Raw genomic sequence first — 16,459 nt, 5'->3', positions numbered from 1 at the left:
ACAGGGCTAAATTTCCAGCGTTCTGGCTGAGTGGTTCTGTTCCACCATGGGGGCGGGTGTGGTGCCATGGTCCTTGTCGTTTTTACAGGGCACCGCGCGCTGGCGAGGGAGGGCGTTCTCCCCGGTTCAGGCGCTCAGGTGGCCGATCAGACGGGAGTAACCGGGGTGTATGGCGGTTTTGCTCAGCCGGAAGTCAAAGGGTGGTGCCCAGGTCTTTTTGCCCCCATGGAAGCTGCGGATGGCTGGCTTGTGCGTGTGCGGCCTACGTTGGGACGGCTGGAAGCGGCGCAGGCATTCTTACTGGCAGATGTGGCCCGGCGGCAGGGAAATGGCCGCATAGGGCTCACCAACAGAGCCAGCCTGCAACTGCGTGGGTTTGGGGCGGATGCCGCGCGCCGGTTCCCTGACATTGCGGTGGCAGCGGGTCTTGGTCTGTCCGATGCAGGTATGGAGCAGCGTCAGGCCATGCTTGTTTCTCCTCTGGCAGGGGATGACCCTGCCTGCGCGGCACAGACCGTAGCCTGTGCGGAGTCCCTGCGTTCTGCACTGATCGGTACGGAAGAGCTGATGGCCCTACCGGGTAAATTCGGTTTTGCAGTGGATGGCGGCGGGCTTTACCCCGTGGGGCTGTTGCAGGCGGATATTACCCTGCGCGCTATGGAAGGCGGGCTATGGTCCGTTGTGTGCGGCAACATGTGCGCCGGGCCAACCTCTTACACAGTTGCAGTTGGGCAGGCCGTTGCTCTGGCGCGTGCTTTTGTCACATCGCACCAGAACGTGCGCCCCCAGCGGGACAGGACGGTGGGGCAGGTGCTGTTCCAGATTCTGGGGCTGCAGGGGCAGGTGCTTGCGCCCAAACCCGGCCGGTCGGATGCCTGCTGTGGTCGCGTGGGGTCGCTGGGCCATGGACTGTTTGCCTTGTCAGCGCCCATGGGGTGTATGAGTGCGGCCATGCTGCATGAGTGCGCAACCGTTGCCGCAACGCAGGGGGACGGCATCTTGCGGCTGACCCCGTGGCACACTCTGGTGCTGGGCGGCATGGACCATGCTCCTGTTGTGGCAGGTATGGTGACAGACCCCCATTCCCCCCTCCTGCGCATTTGGGCCTGTAGTGGTGCCAGAGCCTGTACGCAGGCCGCGGGAGAGACTGAAAATCTGGCACGTAATCTGGCTCCGCTGTTGCCTGCAGGGGCCAGTCTGCATGTTTCGGGCTGTCGCAAAGGATGTGCTCATCCGGGCTCTGCCGATTATACTCTGGTTGCAGGCGATCAGGGTTACGGGCTGGTGCGCAAGGGTTCGGCCTCGGGGGATGTGGAAAGCCTGTTCGTAAGCGAACAGGCTGTTTATACAGCATTTGAGTCATTCAAACAGGAAGGAGCGGTGGATGTCGGCCTATGAGTATATTCGGGATGGGGCGGCCATCTACCAGCGCTCTTTTGCGACCATTCGGGCAGAGGCGGACCTGAGCGCCTTTACGCCGGAACAGGCAACAGTGGTTGTGCGGATTATTCACGCCTGCGGCATGGTGGGTGTGGCACAGTCCGTTGCCATGAGTGCGGACCTTGTGCCCCGTGCACGACAGGCTTTGCGTGGTGGCTGCACCGTGCTGTGTGATGCGGAAATGGTGGCAAGGGGGGTAACCCGCACCCGTCTGCCAGCGGATAATGAGGTTATCTGTACATTGCGTGACCCGCGCACACCGCCGCGGGCATTGGCTATTGGGAATACGCGCTCTGCCGCAGCGCTGGATTTTTGGGGGGACAGGCTTGCAGGAGCCGTTGTGGCCATAGGGAATGCGCCTACAGCCCTGTTCCATCTGCTGGAAATGCTCGATGCCGGTGCCCCCCGGCCTGCCGCAGTACTGGGGGTGCCGGTAGGTTTTGTTGGAGCAGCTGAATCCAAGGAAGCATTGACCAGAAGGCACGACGTGCCGTGGCTGGTTGTGCAGGGTCGGCTCGGGGGGAGCGCCATGGCTGCTGCCGCCCTTAATGCTCTTGCCTCCGAGGTTGAGTAATGGCGGGCACACTCAGCATTGTTGGCGTAGGTCCGGGTGACCCGGAACTGATGACCCTGCGTGCTGCACGCCTGATTGGCTCTGCTCCGGTGGTTGCGTATTTCTGCCGTGACAGGCACCCCAGTCAGGCACGGACCATTGCACAGGCCCATATTGGGTCTGCGGCGCGGGAACTGCCGCTTGTTTATCCGTTTACCACCGAGGTCTCGGTCAATGATCCGGCCTACCACCAGAACATGTCCGCCTTTTACGACCAGAGCGCTGAACGGCTGCTTGAAGAGCTGGCAACGGGCAACGATGTGACGCTCCTGTGCGAGGGCGACCCGTTTTTGTACGGCTCGGCCATGTATGTGTTTGACCGGCTGCGAACGCGGTGCCAGACGCAGGTGGTACCGGGCATTATGGCCATGAATGGCTGCTGGAGTCAGGCCCATGCTCCCATGACCCATGGGGACGATGTGCTGTGCGTATTGCCCGCAACCTTGCCCGAAGCCGAACTGGCAGACTGGCTGGAGCGTGCCGATGCAGCCGTGATCATGAAGATCGGGCGGAATATGCCCCATGTCCGTCAGGCCATAGCCCGGAGTGGACGCATGGACGAAGCCGTGTATGTGGAGCGTGGTACGCAGGGGGCGCAGGTTATAACCCCCATGGCGGAGCAGGGGGGTAAAGCACCTTATTTTTCCCTTGTGCTCCTGCCCGGAAGGAAGCGTGTACGATGAGCGGTGGTTCTCTGGTCATTGTCGGGCTTGGCCCCGGCAACCCTGAGCAGTTGACCCCGCAGGCGCGCCATGCTCTGGCTCGTGCAACGGATCTGGTCGGCTATGCTCCTTACGTTAAACGGGTGGATGCCGGGCCGGAAGTTGTACGCCATATTTCGGACAACAGGGAGGAAATCTCCCGCGCCCGGCATGCGCTGGAAATGGCTCTGAGCGGGCGGCATGTGGCTGTCGTCTCGGGTGGGGATGCCGGGGTGTTCGGTATGGCGAGTGCCGTGTTCGAGGCAGTGGACAATGGCCCTGCTCTTTGGCGCACACTCCCTATTCAGGTCATTCCCGGTGTGAGTGCCGTGCTTGCTGCGGCTGCCCGGCTTGGCGCACCGCTGGGGGGGGATTTCTGTGTGATTTCCCTCTCCGATAACCTCAAGCCATGGCCAGTTGTGCTGGAGCGTCTGCGTCTGGCGGCGCAGGCGGGGTTTGTCATTGCACTTTACAACCCGCGTTCGCACGCACGACCATGGCAGCTTGGAGCCGCGTTTGAGCATCTGCGGCAAAATATGGGGGGGGATGAGCCTGTTGCTTTTGCCCGTGCCATCGGACGCGCTGATGAGGCGGTTCGCTTGTCCACCATTGCGCAGGCCAATGCGGACTGGGCAGATATGAGTACGCTGGTGTTGATTGGCTGCCCCGCTACAAGGCTTGTCAGCCGCCCGGACGGGCAGGAGCCCTGGCTTTACACAGCACGCAAGGTTGAAGCAGTACATTGATGCAGCCAGGCCAGAGCCGCCGCCGCGTCCTTGGCGTGTGGAGTACCCTGCGTGGTGGGGCGGGCGACCATCAGAACAGGTACGTCCAGCATGCGTGCGGCTTCGAGCTTGGCATAGGTCGCAGTGCCACCGGAGTTTTTGGTAACCAGCACGGTAATCCGGTGTTTACGCATAAGTTTGAGCTCGGCAGCCAGATCAAACGGCCCGCGCGCACAGATCACATGGGTGTGTGGTGGCAGGTCAGCCGGACAGGGTGGCTCGATGGAGCGGAACAGATACTGGTGCTGGGGTGCTGTCAGAAAAGGGCGGGTTTCCTTGCGTCCGGTTGTCAGGAACACGGACTGGGGCGTGCTATTCCATCTGCCGGACCGGGCAAGGGTGCGGGCCGCCTCAGCAATACTGGGCACCATAAACCATGTGTCCTGCGGGGTGGCGGTCCAGCCCGGTCGTTCCAGCCGCAGAAGAGGCAGGTGCGCCGTGGCGCACGCAATGGCGGCATGCTGGCTCATCTGGGTGGCAAATGGGTGGGTCGCATCCACAACGGCGTCCATGGCATGGTCATGCAGCCAGTTGGTCAGCCCCGCTACACCTCCAAACCCTCCAATGCGTGTTGTCATGTCGGGCAGGTGTGGCTGGCTGGTCGCTCCGGCAAGGGAGAGCACGGCATGGCAGGTGGGCCATGTTGTGCTCAGAATGCGGCACAGGTTGCTGGCCTCTGTCGTGCCCCCCAGTACCAGTACACGCAGGCTGAGCGGCATGGCGTTTTCCGCATGGGTGCAGGGTGGGGTGGGTGCTGGAAGCATGCAGGAACCTTGGTGCCGGATGATACCCGCCAACCTATACGCGCACGCTTCAGGCATGGGCAAGCGCGGGCCGCTCTGGGGCATGCTATGTTAGAAAGGGTATACAATGCCTGAACCGCACAACCCTGAGGCCACGCCTTGGCTGAATGTGATCGGAGTGGGGGAAAACGGTCTGGACGGGCTGAGCAACACAGCCCGAACCCTTATTGCGCAAGCGGAGTATGTTTTTGGCGGGACGCGCCACATAGGGCTGGTGGCTCCTCTGCCGCAAGGCCGGTGTGTGGCATGGCCTACGCCCTTTAGTGCAGGTGTTCAGCAGGTTCTGGCCTTACGGGGGCGCTCTGTTGTTGTGCTGGCCTCGGGCGATCCATTTTTTTACGGGGTGGGGAGTGTGCTGGCCCGCAGTCTGGGGGCGGGGGAAATGCTTTGCCTGCCTGCTCCATCATCTGTGGCGCTGGCGTGTGCGCGGCTTGGCTGGGCGCAGGAGCATTGTCATGTTGTGTCTGTCTGTGGTCGGCCCATGGTGCGGTTGCGACCGTTTTTACAACCACGGGCACACCTGATTGTGCTTTCAGCTGATTCGCAAACGCCGTGTGTGCTTGCCCAATGGCTGGTGGAGCTGGGACTGGGGGCCGTGCACTGCCATGTTATGGAAGCGCTTGGCGGGCCTGATGAGAGGTGCCGCAGCTTTATGGCTCAGGATGGTCCCCCGCAGGGCGTTGCCAGCCTGAACCTGCTGGCGCTGGATGTGCCCGCAGACGTTACAAACGCATGCCTGCCCCGGTGCAGCGGCCTGCCCGATAGCTGTTTTGAGCATGACGGGCAACTGACAAGGCAGGAAATAAGGGCTGTAACCCTTTCTGCTCTGGCTCCGCGTGCAGGGGAACTGCTGTGGGATATTGGGGGGGGAGCGGGTTCTGTTTCCATCGAATGGATGCTGGCCGCCCAGGGGTGCCGGGCTATAACGCTTGAGAGCGTGCCAGAGCGCTCGGCCCGTATTGCGCGCAATGCACAGGCGCTGGGGGTGCCCGAACTGCACGTGGTGCAGGCGCGTGCACCGGACGGTCTGCACGGGCTGGAAACGCCCGATGCCGTGTTTGTCGGTGGGGGTGCCAGCAGGCCGGGCGTGCTGGAACAGGCCTGGAAAGCCCTGCGTCCAGGCGGGCGCATGGTGGTCAACGCTGTGGTGGTGGAAACAGAAGTCCGGCTTGTGCAGGCCATGCAGGAGTGGGGGGGGCGGCTCACCCGCCTTTCCGTCGCCCGGTTGGATGGGGTCGGGGGGTTCCATGCTTTTCGGCCCGCCATGACGGTCACCCAATGGGTGGCCAGCAAGCCCCACGACACATGATTGTGGTGGGTATGGGCTGGCAGAGTGCAGCGCTGGCGGAGCATGCGCTGGAGCTGGTTGTACAAAGCCTGCGCATGGTGGGGGTTTGTGCGCCTGATTATATTGCCGTCCCTGATTTTAAAAACGCGGATACCCTGCCGCAGAATGTTGCGCACAGGTGGGGGGCCGGTGTGCTGTGGGTGACACGCACGCAGATCAAGCAGATGCAGGCTGCCTGCCCCACAGCGTCCTCCACGGTCATGCGGCATGTGGGGGTTGCATCTGTTGCGGAGGCATGTGCTCTTGCCGGTGCGGGGGATGGCGCACGGTTGTGCCTGTCCCGTCAGGTATTCTGTGGTGTAACCTGTGCGGTGGCAGAAGGAGACAGGAAGTGACAGTTCATTTTATTGGTGCGGGTCCGGGGGCTGCGGACCTGCTGACCATTCGGGGGCGGGATATTCTGGCATCCTGCCCGGTCTGCCTTTACGCGGGGTCCATTGTGCCCCCCGACATGCTTCAGTATTGCCCAGACAATGCCAGGCTGGTGGACACGGCTCCTATGTCTCTGGATAAGATCGAGGCCGAGTACGTGCGGGCCCATCAGGCGGGGCAGGATGTCGCGCGTCTGCATTCGGGCGATCTGTCCATTTACAGTGCGGTCGCCGAGCAGGTACGCAGGCTGGAGCGTAACGCAATCCCCTGGACCATGACCCCGGGCGTACCAGCCTTTGCCGCTGCGGCATCTGTTCTGGGGCGGGAACTGACGGTACCCGGTGTGGCGCAAAGCCTTGTGCTGACCCGTGTTAATGGCCGTGCTTCCGCCATGCCCGAACGCGAGAAACTGGAGTCTTTTGCCGCAACAGGGGCCACGCTGGCCATCCATCTTGCAGTACATGCCTTGGGGCGCATTGTTGCCGGGTTAACGCCGTTTTATGGCCCGCAATGCCCTGTGGCCATTGTTGCCCGTGCATCATGGCCTGACCAGATCGTATTGCATGGTACGTTGGAGAGTATTGAGAAAGAACTCGAACAAAACCCGATCGAGCGCACCGCGCTTGTGCTGGTTGGCCCAGCTCTTGCTGGTATTGCCGAGCGGGAGAGTGCCTTATATGACCCCGATTATCGACGGCGGTTCCGCAGCTAGAGGGAAAAAGGCCGGTCAGCCTTGCCTACCAGTGTGCCGGAGCGGTCAAAGACCAGCACATCCAGTAGCACAGGGGCGGGGGCGAGGGTTTTGTAAGCCACTTCCCATGCCGCCTGCGCGATGACCTCACCCAGAGGGAAGTCGTGGGTGTGGGCAAGCAGAAAAGCCTCCGCAACTGTGGGGCTGGTGCGGATCAGTTCTGGCAGGTTATCTGGCGCGCCATGCCGTGCGGCCAGTTGGGCCAGTGCAGGCATGTCTGCCCGACTGCGGCTGGAGTGCAGGTCCAGACAACCCTGACCAAGTTTGGCCATCTTGGCAATGCCCCCGGCAAGGCTCAGGCGGGGGACGGGGTGGTGACGGATATATTTGAGTAGTCCACCCGCAAAATCCCCCATTTCAATCAGGGCCATATCCGGTAGGCCGTACAGGGTCTGCCCCGCTTTTTCTGACACATTGCCCGTGGCGGCCAGTACATGGGGCAGGTTTTGCGCCCGTGCCACATCAATTCCGCGGTGAATGCTCTGTATCCATGCCGAGCATGAAAACGGCATGACAATACCCGTTGTGCCCAGAATGGACAGCCCACCTACAATGCCCAGCCGTGCATTGAGCGTGCGCTTTGCCAACTCCTGCCCGTGATCAATGCTGATTGTAACTTCCGCGTCCGGAGGGGTGCCGTTATTGGCCTGTGTCAGAGCTGCACTGATCATGGCGCGGGGGACTGGGTTAATGGCCGGTTCACCCGGTGGCAGCGGTAGACCGGGGCGTGTAATGGTGCCAACGCCCGGCCCGGCCCTGAACACAAGACCTGCCCCCGCATCCAATGCACGGACCGTGCAGCGGATCATGGCGCCATGTGTAATATCGGGATCATCCCCCGCGTCTTTTATAACTGCGGCGCAGGGGGCCTCGGGCGTGCCGCTGTACTGGCACAGGCTGAAGGCGACATTCTGGCCGGAGGGTAGGCTAATGTTCACGCAGGCAGGAGGTTCATGCCCCCGCAGTACCAGCCATGCGGCCTTGGCCGCAGCCGTTGCGCAACTGCCTGTGGTCCAGCCACGGCGGAGGGGAGGGGCGGTCTGCTTCATGTCCTGTTCGTGTCTCATATTATTGCGGGGGGATGCAAATATGAATACGGCAGGCCGGAGCCGGGCTGGGATAAGGTGGCTTAGCCAGTGCCGGGCAAGGTTGCTTTTGCCAATTGCTGCTCGCGCCACGCGCGGGGGGAGAGGCCACTCCACTTGCGGAACGCTCGGCTGAAAGCACTTGTTTCGGTATAACCAAGGGTCAGGGCAATTTCCCCCATATCCGGGCCGGACGGGCCAAGCTGGCGGCAGGCTTCAGCGTAGCGCACTTCCTCGAGCAATGAGCCGAAGGAAAGGTTGAACTGGGCGAGCCTGCGTTGCAGTGTCCAGGCGGGCATGTTCATGTGTTTAGCAACGTCAGAGAGTGTACAGCGACGTTCCGCCAGTCCTGCGCGGATCATGGAGGCAATCTGTTCTTTAAGAGATGGGGCCGATGCGCCCTGCCCGTTGCTCTGGTGATTGCGGGAGAGGGAAATCAGCGATGCCCGCATGATTTCGAGCATGCTGGCGTTAGCCCTGGGCATAGGGCGCTCCAGCCCGGCTTTGCTGAACAGCAGGGCGTTCGTAACATGGTTAAAGTGAACATCTGCCCGAAAAGCATCCCTGTGTTCATGGGCCTGTTCGGGTTGGTGGTGTTCAAACAGAACGGCTTCAGGCACCCAGTCTTCCCCCATGGCGTGGCGGAGCACATTGCAGAACATGCCCATAGTCAGTTCCGCATCATGCCTGCGTTGGGTAATGCTGCGGTCCTGAATGGCGTATTCCAGCCGGAACAATCCGTTTTCCTGTTCGATCAGCTGCGTGTGGGTGTTGCATTGGTGATAGCCAAAATGGCTGGCCAGGTTGCGTACCGCATCCCCCGCTGTGGTGGACAGAAGCGCAATATACCCTACAAGCCCCAGCATTTCCGGCTGGAACTGCTGCCCGAACCAGAGACCCAGATTGCCATCCTGCGTCTCATGCGCGGCTTCTTCAAACAGCCGACAGTACGCAGTCAGGTCCAGCCTGTCCGTGGGCAGGGCGAACTGGCCGGGGCTCAGGCCTGAACGCCCGGCAATCCGGTCCATATCTCCACCGCGGGAAGTAATGAAGTTTTCAACACCGGTTGCGGCGGCGGCCAGCACACCGGATGTCGGGCTTTGCATCGGCTCAGACATGGCAGGATACGTCTACGTAAGAGTGCAGTTTGTTTTGAATGATCAATGAATTGTTTCCTCCGGTCAAGTCTGAAGCTGGTGATGCTGCTATTGTAACGGTATCGAACTGAACTGCAAGGTACCCTCCGCTTGGGGCCTTGCAGCAGGAATGTGCAGGGCGGGAGGCTGGCCTTATGGGATATCGTCATGGACTGGGGGGAGAGAGTTACCACTTTCCGGACCTCAAGACCCTTCTGGCTGTTGCCTCATCGGTACGTTCGGGGGACCAGTTGGCCGGTTTGGCAGCGCAGTCCGATGCCCAGAGAATGGCTGCCCGTTACGCTTTGGCCGATGTTCCATTACGCAGTTTTATCCAGACCGCACTTGTTCCGTATGAAGAAGACGAGGTGACACGCCTGATCGTGGAGACCCATGATCACAAGGCTTTTGCACCCATAGCGCATATGACAGTGGGAGAGTTCCGGGACTGGCTGCTCTCGCACGCGGTGGATACAGCAGTCCTTGCGCGGATTGCACCGGGCATTACGCCAGAAATGGCCGCCGCGGTAAGCAAACTGATGCGAAACCAGGACCTGATAAGTGTTGCGCGTAAAATCCGGGTCATTACCAAATTCCGCAATACAATCGGCCTGCCCGGTTGCCTGTCCTCGCGCTTGCAGCCGAACCATCCGACGGATGATCTCAAAGGCATTGCGGCTTCTACGCTGGATGGCCTGCTCTACGGTATGGGGGATGCCGTAATTGGTATTAACCCGGCAACCGATAGTGTGGCCAATGGTCTGGCCCTGCTGGATATGCTGGATCAGGCCCGCCAGCTTTATGAAATTCCAACCCAGACCTGCGTGTTGACCCATGTGACCAATACGTTGGAGATCATGAATCGTGGCGGTGCGGTGGACCTTGTTTTCCAGTCCGTGGCGGGCACACAAAAGGCGAATGAAGGGTTCGGGGTCAATCTCGCCATTCTGCAGGAGGCGTATGAAGCGGCTCTGGCGCTCGGGCGTGGCACGGTCGGGCAGAATGTCATGTATTTTGAAACCGGACAGGGGGCAGCCCTGTCCGCAGGGGCGCATCATGGCATTGACCAGCAGACGGTAGAGGCCCGGGCTTATGCCGTGGCGCGGGCATTCAACCCTTTGCTGGTGAACACGGTAGTCGGCTTTATTGGCCCTGAATATCTGTATGACGGCAAGCAGGTCATACGCGCGGGGCTGGAAGACCATTTTTGCGCCAAACTTATGGGTGTGCCCATGGGATGTGATGCCTGCTACACAAACCATGCCGAAGTTGATCAGGATGATATGGACAACCTGATGACCCTGCTGGGTGTGGCGGGCATTACCTTTCTGATCGGGGTGCCCGGCGCGGATGACATCATGCTCAATTATCAGAGCCTCTCCTTCCACGATATTCTGACCCTGCGGAATATGCTCGGCATACGCCCGGCCCCCGAGTTTGCCACATGGCTGGACCATATGGGTCTCTATGACAGCCTGACCAACCAGATGCGTCCTCTGGAGCTGGGGCAGACGCAACTGGTCAGACTGGTAAGTGCAGCATGACGGAGCATGGCAAACCTCCTGCTCAGTCCGGTACAGTGGCAGATGCATGGCAGTCTTTGCGTGGCCTGACCCGTGCACGCATTGGTCTGGGGCGCAGTGGCAATGCACAGCGCACAACGGATGTACTGGCTTTTCAGGCGGCTCATGCCCAGGCGCGGGACGCCGTACATGCTCCGCTGGACAGACAGGCCATGGAACAGCAGCTACACGGTGCTCCCTGCCTGCATGTGCAAAGCCGTGCCATGGACCGGGCGACCTATCTGCGTCGTCCGGATCTGGGGCGCAGGCTTTCGGAAAATTCTTTGCATATGCTGGGCAAAGGGGTGTGGGACGTTGTTTTTGTCGCAGCGGACGGTCTTTCCTCCATTGCGACACAAACAAACGCCATTCCGGTTTTTCAGGCCATGCAGCCTCTTTTGCAGGGATGGCGGATTGCGCCTTTGGTGATCGCGACACAAAGCCGCGTCGCTCTGGGAGATGAGATTGCACAGGCCATGGGGGCCAACATGGTCGTCATGATGATTGGCGAGCGGCCCGGCCTGAGTGTTGCGGATAGTCTGGGTATTTACCTGACATACGCACCGTATGTGGGGTGCCCGGATTCCTCACGGAACTGCCTGTCCAATATCCATGCACACGGCATGACGATACCTGCTGGCGCAAGCAAGCTGGCATGGCTGATGCAGGAGGCCAGACGGCTTGGCCTGACAGGTGTCGGCTTAAAAGACGCTGCTCCGGACCAGTTGGTGGGCAATACGACATTATCTTTACATGATAAGGACTTAGACGCATGAGTGAGAGCAGCGGGACCAAGCTCAGCCAGTCTCTCGGTGCCTTCCATTTGTGGGGGATCGCCGTTGGACTTGTCATTTCTGGCGAGTATTTTGGCTGGAGTTACGGGTGGGGAACCGCCGGAACACTCGGTTTTTTGGTCGCCACCGTTTTTGTGGCTTTAATGTACACGGCCTTTATCTTCAGTTTTACAGAACTGACGTGTTCTATCCCGCATGCAGGCGGTCCTTTTGCTTACAGCTTTCGGGCTCTGGGCCGCTGGGGAGGGCTTGTTGCCGGCCTCGCCACACTGATCGAGTTTATTTTTGCTCCACCGGCCATTGCACTGGCTATTGGCGCTTACCTGAATGTCCAGTTCCCCGGGCTTTCTCCCAAAGTGGCGGCTCTGGGCGCGTATCTGGTGTTCATGACGCTTAACATCATTGGTGTGCATATTGCCGCAACCTTTGAGTTGTTTATTACCATTGCGGCCATTGTTGAACTGCTGGTGTTCATGGGTGTCGTGGCTCCGGCCTTTACGTGGGACCATTTTCTGGCCGATGGCTGGGGCGGGGTTCCTCATTTTGGCTGGCAGGCACTGGGCGGAATTTTTGCGGCTATGCCTTTTGCCATCTGGTTTTTTCTGGCCGTGGAAGGTGTCGCCATGGCGGCGGAGGAAGCACGTGATCCCCGGCGCTCCATTCCCATCGCCTATATTGCGGGCATCCTTACCCTTGTAACACTTGCTTTTGGTGTCATGATTTTTGCCGGTGGTGTTGGTGACTGGCATACCCTGTCCAACCTGAACGACCCCTTGCCGCAGGCCATGAAGCAGGTTGTGGGGGCGCATAGTGGCTGGTTGCACATGCTGGTCTGGCTGGGGCTGTTTGGGCTTGTGGCTTCCTTGCACGGTATTATCATGGGGTATGCGCGCCAGATGTATGCTCTGGCCCGTGCAGGGTTCCTGCCAGAAGTTCTGGGGCGGCTGCATCCGCGCTTCAAAACGCCATATGCGGCAACGCTGGCAGGAGGGGCTATCGGGATTGCCGCCATTTTTTCCGATGACCTGATCAGTATTCAGGGGCAGTCACTCACTGCAACATTGGTCACCATGTCCGTTTTTGGCGCGCTGACCATGTATATGCTGAGCATGATCAGCCTGTTCCGTCTGCGCCGGACCGAACCGACGCTGGTACGCAGCTACAAGGCTCCGCTTTACCCTGTTCTGCCCGCCTTCGCCCTTGTCGCGGCGTTGATTGCGTTCGCTGTTGTAGTTTATTACAATATCGAAATATTCGTTATATATTCAGCTATAATGATGGTTTTTACAGTATTTTTTATGAATAAATTCAAAAAATAATGAACCGTAGATACCGAATATAGTTTTCTTTCTTGGATTGGGATTATCGGGAATGCGTAAAAACTTTGTTCAGGAAGTTCACTTCCTCCTTGCGGCATGTGTATCTGGCGGCTGGTTGCTTGCACCGTATGCCCATGCAGCAGCAACTGCGGTTACTCCTGTGTCCCAGAACTCCGCTCAGGTTGTTAACACGCCCATCAGCGCGCCGCCTGAAGCGGAAAAAGCCGCGGGCACTCCCTCTGATGGTGAGGAAGTCCCTTCTGGTGTGGGCAGCGAAGATGATGCGATGAAGCCCACCGTAGGCAATCTCTTTCATCCCAAAGCCGGGCAGACGCCTACGTACTGGCAGGGGCTGGAAGCGCATGTGTCGGTAGAAGGAGGTGTTACCGGCAACCCCTGGACACGCTCGGGCCGCAACTTTGCGCAGTACTATACAGACCGCGCCAACACAGCGACCCTTAACCAGATCATGGGCTCCATCTCCCATCCCGTTACGTCCGTTGGCAAAGGCTATGGTCTGGGGTTTGTGTTTGAAGCCATGTATGGCTCGGATGCACGTTTTGACCCGACCCTTGGTATGGGCTCGGGCTCCTTGCATGGCCTGTACCAGTGGGCTCCTACGCAGGCCCATATTGATGCCCATCTGCCGTGGGTTTTCAAACGCGGGATCGATGTCCAGATCGGTCAGATGTACGGGATCATGGGGGCAGAGGGCACACCCGCACAGGCTCGTCCGTTCTATAGCTTCAATTACGCGTCCGATTATATCGTACCGTTTGAAACGGTGGGTATTCTGGCCACCATGCATCTGACCCAGCATATGGACTGGATACTTGGGGTCGATGCGGGGAACTCTACAACCTTTGGGGCATCGGGGAACAACAACAAACCCAAGGGGTATTTTGGTTTTGCTTGGAACAAGCTGCTGGATGGCAAGCTGGATATGCATGCCATCGGTCATTTTGGACCTCAGGGTAATAATGGTCGCCAGATACGCTCCGCAAAAGGCTGGCTGAGCGCTGGTCTGGGCAAGCCCGCCAACAGCCTGATGCAGTATAACGGGGACTTCATGGCCACTTACCATGTGAATGATAAGATGACGCTTTCCCTCAATGGCACCTACTTGCATGATGATGCCCTGCGTGACGATGTTTATGGTGTCAGCACCTACTTTTCCTACGCTTTTCACCCATGGCTGACCCTGAACGCTCGAGGCGAAGTTTTTCGTGATAATGCGGGCATGGTGATTGCTGAATATTCCAGCTTCAATTCCTTTACGCAGTATCTGGCCAACAAGCCGTATCCCTACTACAATGCCATGCCCACAACATATGGTGAACTCACGGTCGGAGTGACGTATAAGCCGGAGTTCATTAATAAAAAGATGGCTCTGGGTGGTTTGATTATTCGGCCTGAAGTCCGTCTGGATAAATCGCTTAACGGCACACACCCTTTTAATCAGGCAGGCACTGCTACTAACCCGACCGTTAATAACGGCATGAACAACATGTTCTGGTTCAGTTGTGATGCGACTTGGGCGTTCTGAGGTTATCCGCAGGGTCGTAGCTGAATAGGCAACGCAATAGAGTCTGCGGACATTTCCGCAGACTTCTTTTGCCGGGAAGCGTGTATAAAATAATTTTTATTCTTCTAAAATCGGGTCGTTTCAGAACGAATCAATTTTGAAATAAAGGCGTGAAATCTGGCCGGAAAGATGTGCGCCATGGGTTCTGCCGGAGAACGACATATCAACCCCCTTGGCATTTTCCATTACAATTCCAGCAGGGCCAGAACCTACGGCGGCGTCTCCGCCAACCGTCCAGTAAGTCCCTTCAAAATCTACAAGACGCGCAAGGTTGCTCACGCAGCCAGTGCCGGTAACCGTTGCGCTACCAAGGGCAAGGGCGCCACCTCCCTTGACCGATATGGGGTAACGCTGCCCGCCATACGTAAGCGTTCCGTGCCCCCACATATAGCCAATAGCTGCGCCAACTTCCTTCATGGAAATTTCAATCTGCCCATCGGATGCGGTATCGCACGCGGTCTTGGCCATGGCCTGGCCACTTAGGGCTGAGGCCACAATAAGGGAAACAACACCGGAGCGAAAAAAGGACATGAACAGAACTGCCAGACGTCTGGAAAGTGAGGAAAATGACATGTCATGGAAAGAGCAAAAGGGCAATGCCGAAACGTTGTAATAAACCCGTATTTTAACGGTAACTTGAGAACGGGGCAGGCCGTTCGCATCAAGGTTTTTGACGACCGGACAAGTCTTTCCTATTAGGAGCCTCTTTGTCGAGGAAGTTTTCAGTCAAAACGGGAGAGGAATTACGCCGATGGCAGCTGCCACGCAGTTCGGAAATACCAGACGGCGGACATACGCCATCCTTGTCGCTCTCGTTTTGGGAATTGTGTGCGGGCTGTCCGTGCATGTCTGGGCGCCTGCTTACATCGGCGCGGCAGAGCAGGCGTCAACATTGCTTACAGGGCTGTTCCTCAGGCTGATTCGGATGGTCATTGCGCCGCTCGTGTTTGCCACGCTGGTTAGCGGCATAGGCAAACTGGGGGACGATACGCTGGTCCTGCGTGTTGGCGGCAAGGTTATCCTCTGGTTTCTGGCCATGTCCTTTATCTCGCTCACCATCGGATTGCTGGCGGCCAATATCTTGCAGCCGGGGGCAGGGTTCTCTGCCCCGCTCCCGGCAGATATCGGCTCCCTCAAGCATGCTTTCCAGCCAGTTGATTTTATATTGCATATCGTGCCCACCAGTATTCTGGATGCGATGTCGCGGAATGACATTCTCCAGATTGTTGTCTTCTCGGTCCTGTTTGGGGTGTCTTTGCCTGCGGCGGGCAAGGCTGGAAAAACCATGCTGTCATGGTCGGAGGAACTGGCCCATATCATGCTGCGTATGACCGATATGGTCATGGTGCTGGCCCCGATTGCCGTTTTTGGCTCCATCATGGGCAGCCTTGCCCATAGCGGGCCGGAAATGATGATGCATTTCGGGCGCTTTCTGCTCCAGTTCTATGGAACAATCATGACCTTATGGGTTGTGCTGACCTTTATTACGTTCTGTATCATCGGCCCCAGGATCAAGGTGTTGATTCAGGAGCTGGTGCAGCCAGTCATCCTTGGTTTTGCAACGGCCAGCAGTGAGTCGGTTTACCCTTTGCTCCTTGAGCGGCTGGAAAATTTTGGCGTGCCTTCGCGTATTGCAGGGTTTGTTCTGCCTCTGGGGTATAGCTTCAATCTGGATGGCTCCATCCTGTTCCAGTCTTTTGGGGCCATCTTCATCGCACAGGCCTACGGTATTCATATGCCATGGACACAGCAGGCGCTGATGGTGCTTGTCATGATGCTGAGCAGCAAAGGGATTGCGGGTGTGCCCCGGGCATCCCTTGTCACACTGGTCGCCGTCTTGCCGCAGTTCGGTCTGCCCGAGGCGGGTATTGCCCTCATTCTGGGGATTGATCATTTCCTCGACATGCTGCGCACGGCCACCAATGTGCTGGGCAATGGCTATGCGGCAGCCGTGTCAGCCAAATGGGAAGGTGTTTTGTCCGAAGGGCCAACCGAAGACGTTATCTGATCATGGACAGATGGCAATACGTGGAGAGGTGAGGCTGGGGATCAGAGCCATATTTCATTTTGGATTGAGGGCAATTATTTTTAGGAATGGCGGTTTTCTGGGGTTTTTTGTTTAGGTTATGATTTTGTTTCATTTTTTTGTTTTCTGGAGTTGACGT

The 16,459-nt window shown here is 58.4% G+C and carries 16 protein-coding genes; 12 read left to right on the top strand and 4 right to left on the bottom strand.

The features are described from left to right. Nucleotides 1-66 precede the first annotated feature (66 nt). The 4 genes from cobG to cobJ are packed head-to-tail and all read left to right on the top strand — an operon-like array spanning nt 67 to nt 3,500. Nucleotides 67-1,398 carry a precorrin-3B synthase gene (gene cobG, locus PY793_RS12090; RefSeq protein ID WP_275178271.1) on the top strand — a complete coding sequence of 444 codons (1,332 nt, stop codon included), beginning with the start codon at nt 67-69 and terminating at the stop codon, nt 1,396-1,398. Beyond that, nucleotides 1,385-2,014 carry a precorrin-8X methylmutase gene (locus PY793_RS12085; protein ID WP_275178270.1) on the top strand — a complete coding sequence of 210 codons (630 nt, stop codon included), beginning with the start codon at nt 1,385-1,387 and terminating at the stop codon, nt 2,012-2,014. Before cobG ends, PY793_RS12085 begins: the two co-directional genes overlap by 14 nt. Then, complete coding sequence (locus PY793_RS12080) at nt 2,014-2,736, top strand: precorrin-2 C(20)-methyltransferase (RefSeq protein ID WP_275178269.1); 723 nt, start codon at nt 2,014-2,016, stop codon at nt 2,734-2,736. Before PY793_RS12085 ends, PY793_RS12080 begins: the two co-directional genes overlap by 1 nt. After that, nucleotides 2,733-3,500, top strand: a complete 768-nt coding sequence (gene cobJ / locus PY793_RS12075; protein ID WP_275178268.1) for a precorrin-3B C(17)-methyltransferase — start codon at nt 2,733-2,735, stop codon at nt 3,498-3,500. The genes PY793_RS12080 and cobJ overlap by 4 nt, the downstream gene beginning before the upstream one ends. On the opposite strand, the gene PY793_RS12070 is transcribed toward cobJ, so the two are convergent. Beyond that, nucleotides 3,467-4,303 carry a cobalt-precorrin-6A reductase gene (locus PY793_RS12070; RefSeq protein WP_275178267.1) on the bottom strand — a complete coding sequence of 279 codons (837 nt, stop codon included), beginning with the start codon at nt 4,301-4,303 and terminating at the stop codon, nt 3,467-3,469. The genes cobJ and PY793_RS12070 overlap by 34 nt on opposite strands. A 106-nt stretch (nt 4,304-4,409) precedes the next feature. Between PY793_RS12070 and cbiE the strand changes: the two genes are divergently transcribed. From cbiE to cobM, 3 genes are read left to right on the top strand one after another with little or no spacing between them, the layout of a single operon-like run. Then, nucleotides 4,410-5,651, top strand: a complete 1,242-nt coding sequence (cbiE, locus tag PY793_RS12065; protein ID WP_275178266.1) for a precorrin-6y C5,15-methyltransferase (decarboxylating) subunit CbiE — start codon at nt 4,410-4,412, stop codon at nt 5,649-5,651. After that, entirely contained in the window at nt 5,621-6,025 is a 405-nt protein-coding gene (locus PY793_RS12060; protein WP_275178265.1) for a cobalamin biosynthesis protein, read from the top strand. The genes cbiE and PY793_RS12060 overlap by 31 nt, the downstream gene beginning before the upstream one ends. Beyond that, entirely contained in the window at nt 6,022-6,774 is a 753-nt protein-coding gene (cobM, locus tag PY793_RS12055; RefSeq protein ID WP_275178264.1) for a precorrin-4 C(11)-methyltransferase, read from the top strand. The genes PY793_RS12060 and cobM overlap by 4 nt, the downstream gene beginning before the upstream one ends. Here the strand turns inward: cobM and PY793_RS12050 are convergent. Beyond that, nucleotides 6,771-7,862 carry a cobalt-precorrin-5B (C(1))-methyltransferase gene (locus PY793_RS12050; RefSeq protein ID WP_275178334.1) on the bottom strand — a complete coding sequence of 364 codons (1,092 nt, stop codon included), beginning with the start codon at nt 7,860-7,862 and terminating at the stop codon, nt 6,771-6,773. The genes cobM and PY793_RS12050 overlap by 4 nt on opposite strands. Before the next feature lie 80 nt (nt 7,863-7,942). Beyond that, complete coding sequence (gene qhpR, locus PY793_RS12045) at nt 7,943-9,016, bottom strand: AraC-like transcriptional regulator QhpR (RefSeq protein ID WP_275178263.1); 1,074 nt, start codon at nt 9,014-9,016, stop codon at nt 7,943-7,945. 173 nt (nt 9,017-9,189) lie between these two features. On the opposite strand from qhpR, the gene PY793_RS12040 reads away from it, so the two are divergent. The 4 genes from PY793_RS12040 to PY793_RS12025 are packed head-to-tail and all read left to right on the top strand — an operon-like array spanning nt 9,190 to nt 14,255. Further along, nucleotides 9,190-10,578, top strand: coding sequence for an ethanolamine ammonia-lyase subunit EutB (locus tag PY793_RS12040; RefSeq protein WP_275178262.1), 1,389 nt, complete (start codon nt 9,190-9,192; stop codon nt 10,576-10,578). Next, nucleotides 10,575-11,372 carry an ethanolamine ammonia-lyase subunit EutC gene (gene eutC / locus PY793_RS12035; RefSeq protein ID WP_275178261.1) on the top strand — a complete coding sequence of 266 codons (798 nt, stop codon included), beginning with the start codon at nt 10,575-10,577 and terminating at the stop codon, nt 11,370-11,372. The genes PY793_RS12040 and eutC overlap by 4 nt, the downstream gene beginning before the upstream one ends. Continuing rightward, nucleotides 11,369-12,709 carry an ethanolamine permease gene (gene eat, locus PY793_RS12030; RefSeq protein WP_275178260.1) on the top strand — a complete coding sequence of 447 codons (1,341 nt, stop codon included), beginning with the start codon at nt 11,369-11,371 and terminating at the stop codon, nt 12,707-12,709. The genes eutC and eat overlap by 4 nt, the downstream gene beginning before the upstream one ends. Nucleotides 12,710-12,761: 52 nt before the next feature. Continuing rightward, nucleotides 12,762-14,255 carry an outer membrane beta-barrel protein gene (locus tag PY793_RS12025; RefSeq protein WP_275178259.1) on the top strand — a complete coding sequence of 498 codons (1,494 nt, stop codon included), beginning with the start codon at nt 12,762-12,764 and terminating at the stop codon, nt 14,253-14,255. Nucleotides 14,256-14,375: 120 nt separating this feature from the next. Here PY793_RS12025 and PY793_RS12020 read toward each other — a convergent pair whose 3' ends face one another. Continuing rightward, on the bottom strand, nt 14,376-14,825 hold the full coding sequence (locus PY793_RS12020; protein WP_275178258.1) for a hypothetical protein: 450 nt from the start codon (nt 14,823-14,825) through the stop codon (nt 14,376-14,378). A gap of 220 nt (nt 14,826-15,045) precedes the next feature. On the opposite strand from PY793_RS12020, the gene PY793_RS12015 reads away from it, so the two are divergent. Then, nucleotides 15,046-16,302, top strand: coding sequence for a dicarboxylate/amino acid:cation symporter (locus PY793_RS12015; protein WP_275178257.1), 1,257 nt, complete (start codon nt 15,046-15,048; stop codon nt 16,300-16,302). Nucleotides 16,303-16,459: the final 157 nt, after the last annotated feature.

It is taken from the genome of Acetobacter fabarum (assembly GCF_029069195.1).
GTDB classification, from domain to species: domain Bacteria; phylum Pseudomonadota; class Alphaproteobacteria; order Acetobacterales; family Acetobacteraceae; genus Acetobacter; species Acetobacter fabarum_A.
This window is presented reverse-complemented; position numbering and strand designations above follow the sequence as displayed.

Coding starts and splice junctions, on each gene's coding strand:
- PY793_RS12050 (WP_275178334.1), bottom strand. CDS start 7,862: ATGAAGCAGACCGCCCCTCCCCTCCGCCGTGGCTGGACCACAGGCAGT.
- PY793_RS12060 (WP_275178265.1), top strand. CDS start 5,621: ATGGGTGGCCAGCAAGCCCCACGACACATGATTGTGGTGGGTATGGGC.
- cbiE (WP_275178266.1), top strand. CDS start 4,410: ATGCCTGAACCGCACAACCCTGAGGCCACGCCTTGGCTGAATGTGATC.
- PY793_RS12040 (WP_275178262.1), top strand. CDS start 9,190: ATGGGATATCGTCATGGACTGGGGGGAGAGAGTTACCACTTTCCGGAC.
- PY793_RS12015 (WP_275178257.1), top strand. CDS start 15,046: ATGGCAGCTGCCACGCAGTTCGGAAATACCAGACGGCGGACATACGCC.
- qhpR (WP_275178263.1), bottom strand. CDS start 9,016: ATGTCTGAGCCGATGCAAAGCCCGACATCCGGTGTGCTGGCCGCCGCC.
- eat (WP_275178260.1), top strand. CDS start 11,369: ATGAGTGAGAGCAGCGGGACCAAGCTCAGCCAGTCTCTCGGTGCCTTC.
- PY793_RS12080 (WP_275178269.1), top strand. CDS start 2,014: ATGGCGGGCACACTCAGCATTGTTGGCGTAGGTCCGGGTGACCCGGAA.
- PY793_RS12020 (WP_275178258.1), bottom strand. CDS start 14,825: ATGTCCTTTTTTCGCTCCGGTGTTGTTTCCCTTATTGTGGCCTCAGCC.
- PY793_RS12070 (WP_275178267.1), bottom strand. CDS start 4,303: ATGCTTCCAGCACCCACCCCACCCTGCACCCATGCGGAAAACGCCATG.
- PY793_RS12085 (WP_275178270.1), top strand. CDS start 1,385: ATGTCGGCCTATGAGTATATTCGGGATGGGGCGGCCATCTACCAGCGC.
- cobJ (WP_275178268.1), top strand. CDS start 2,733: ATGAGCGGTGGTTCTCTGGTCATTGTCGGGCTTGGCCCCGGCAACCCT.
- eutC (WP_275178261.1), top strand. CDS start 10,575: ATGACGGAGCATGGCAAACCTCCTGCTCAGTCCGGTACAGTGGCAGAT.
- cobG (WP_275178271.1), top strand. CDS start 67: ATGGTCCTTGTCGTTTTTACAGGGCACCGCGCGCTGGCGAGGGAGGGC.
- PY793_RS12025 (WP_275178259.1), top strand. CDS start 12,762: ATGCGTAAAAACTTTGTTCAGGAAGTTCACTTCCTCCTTGCGGCATGT.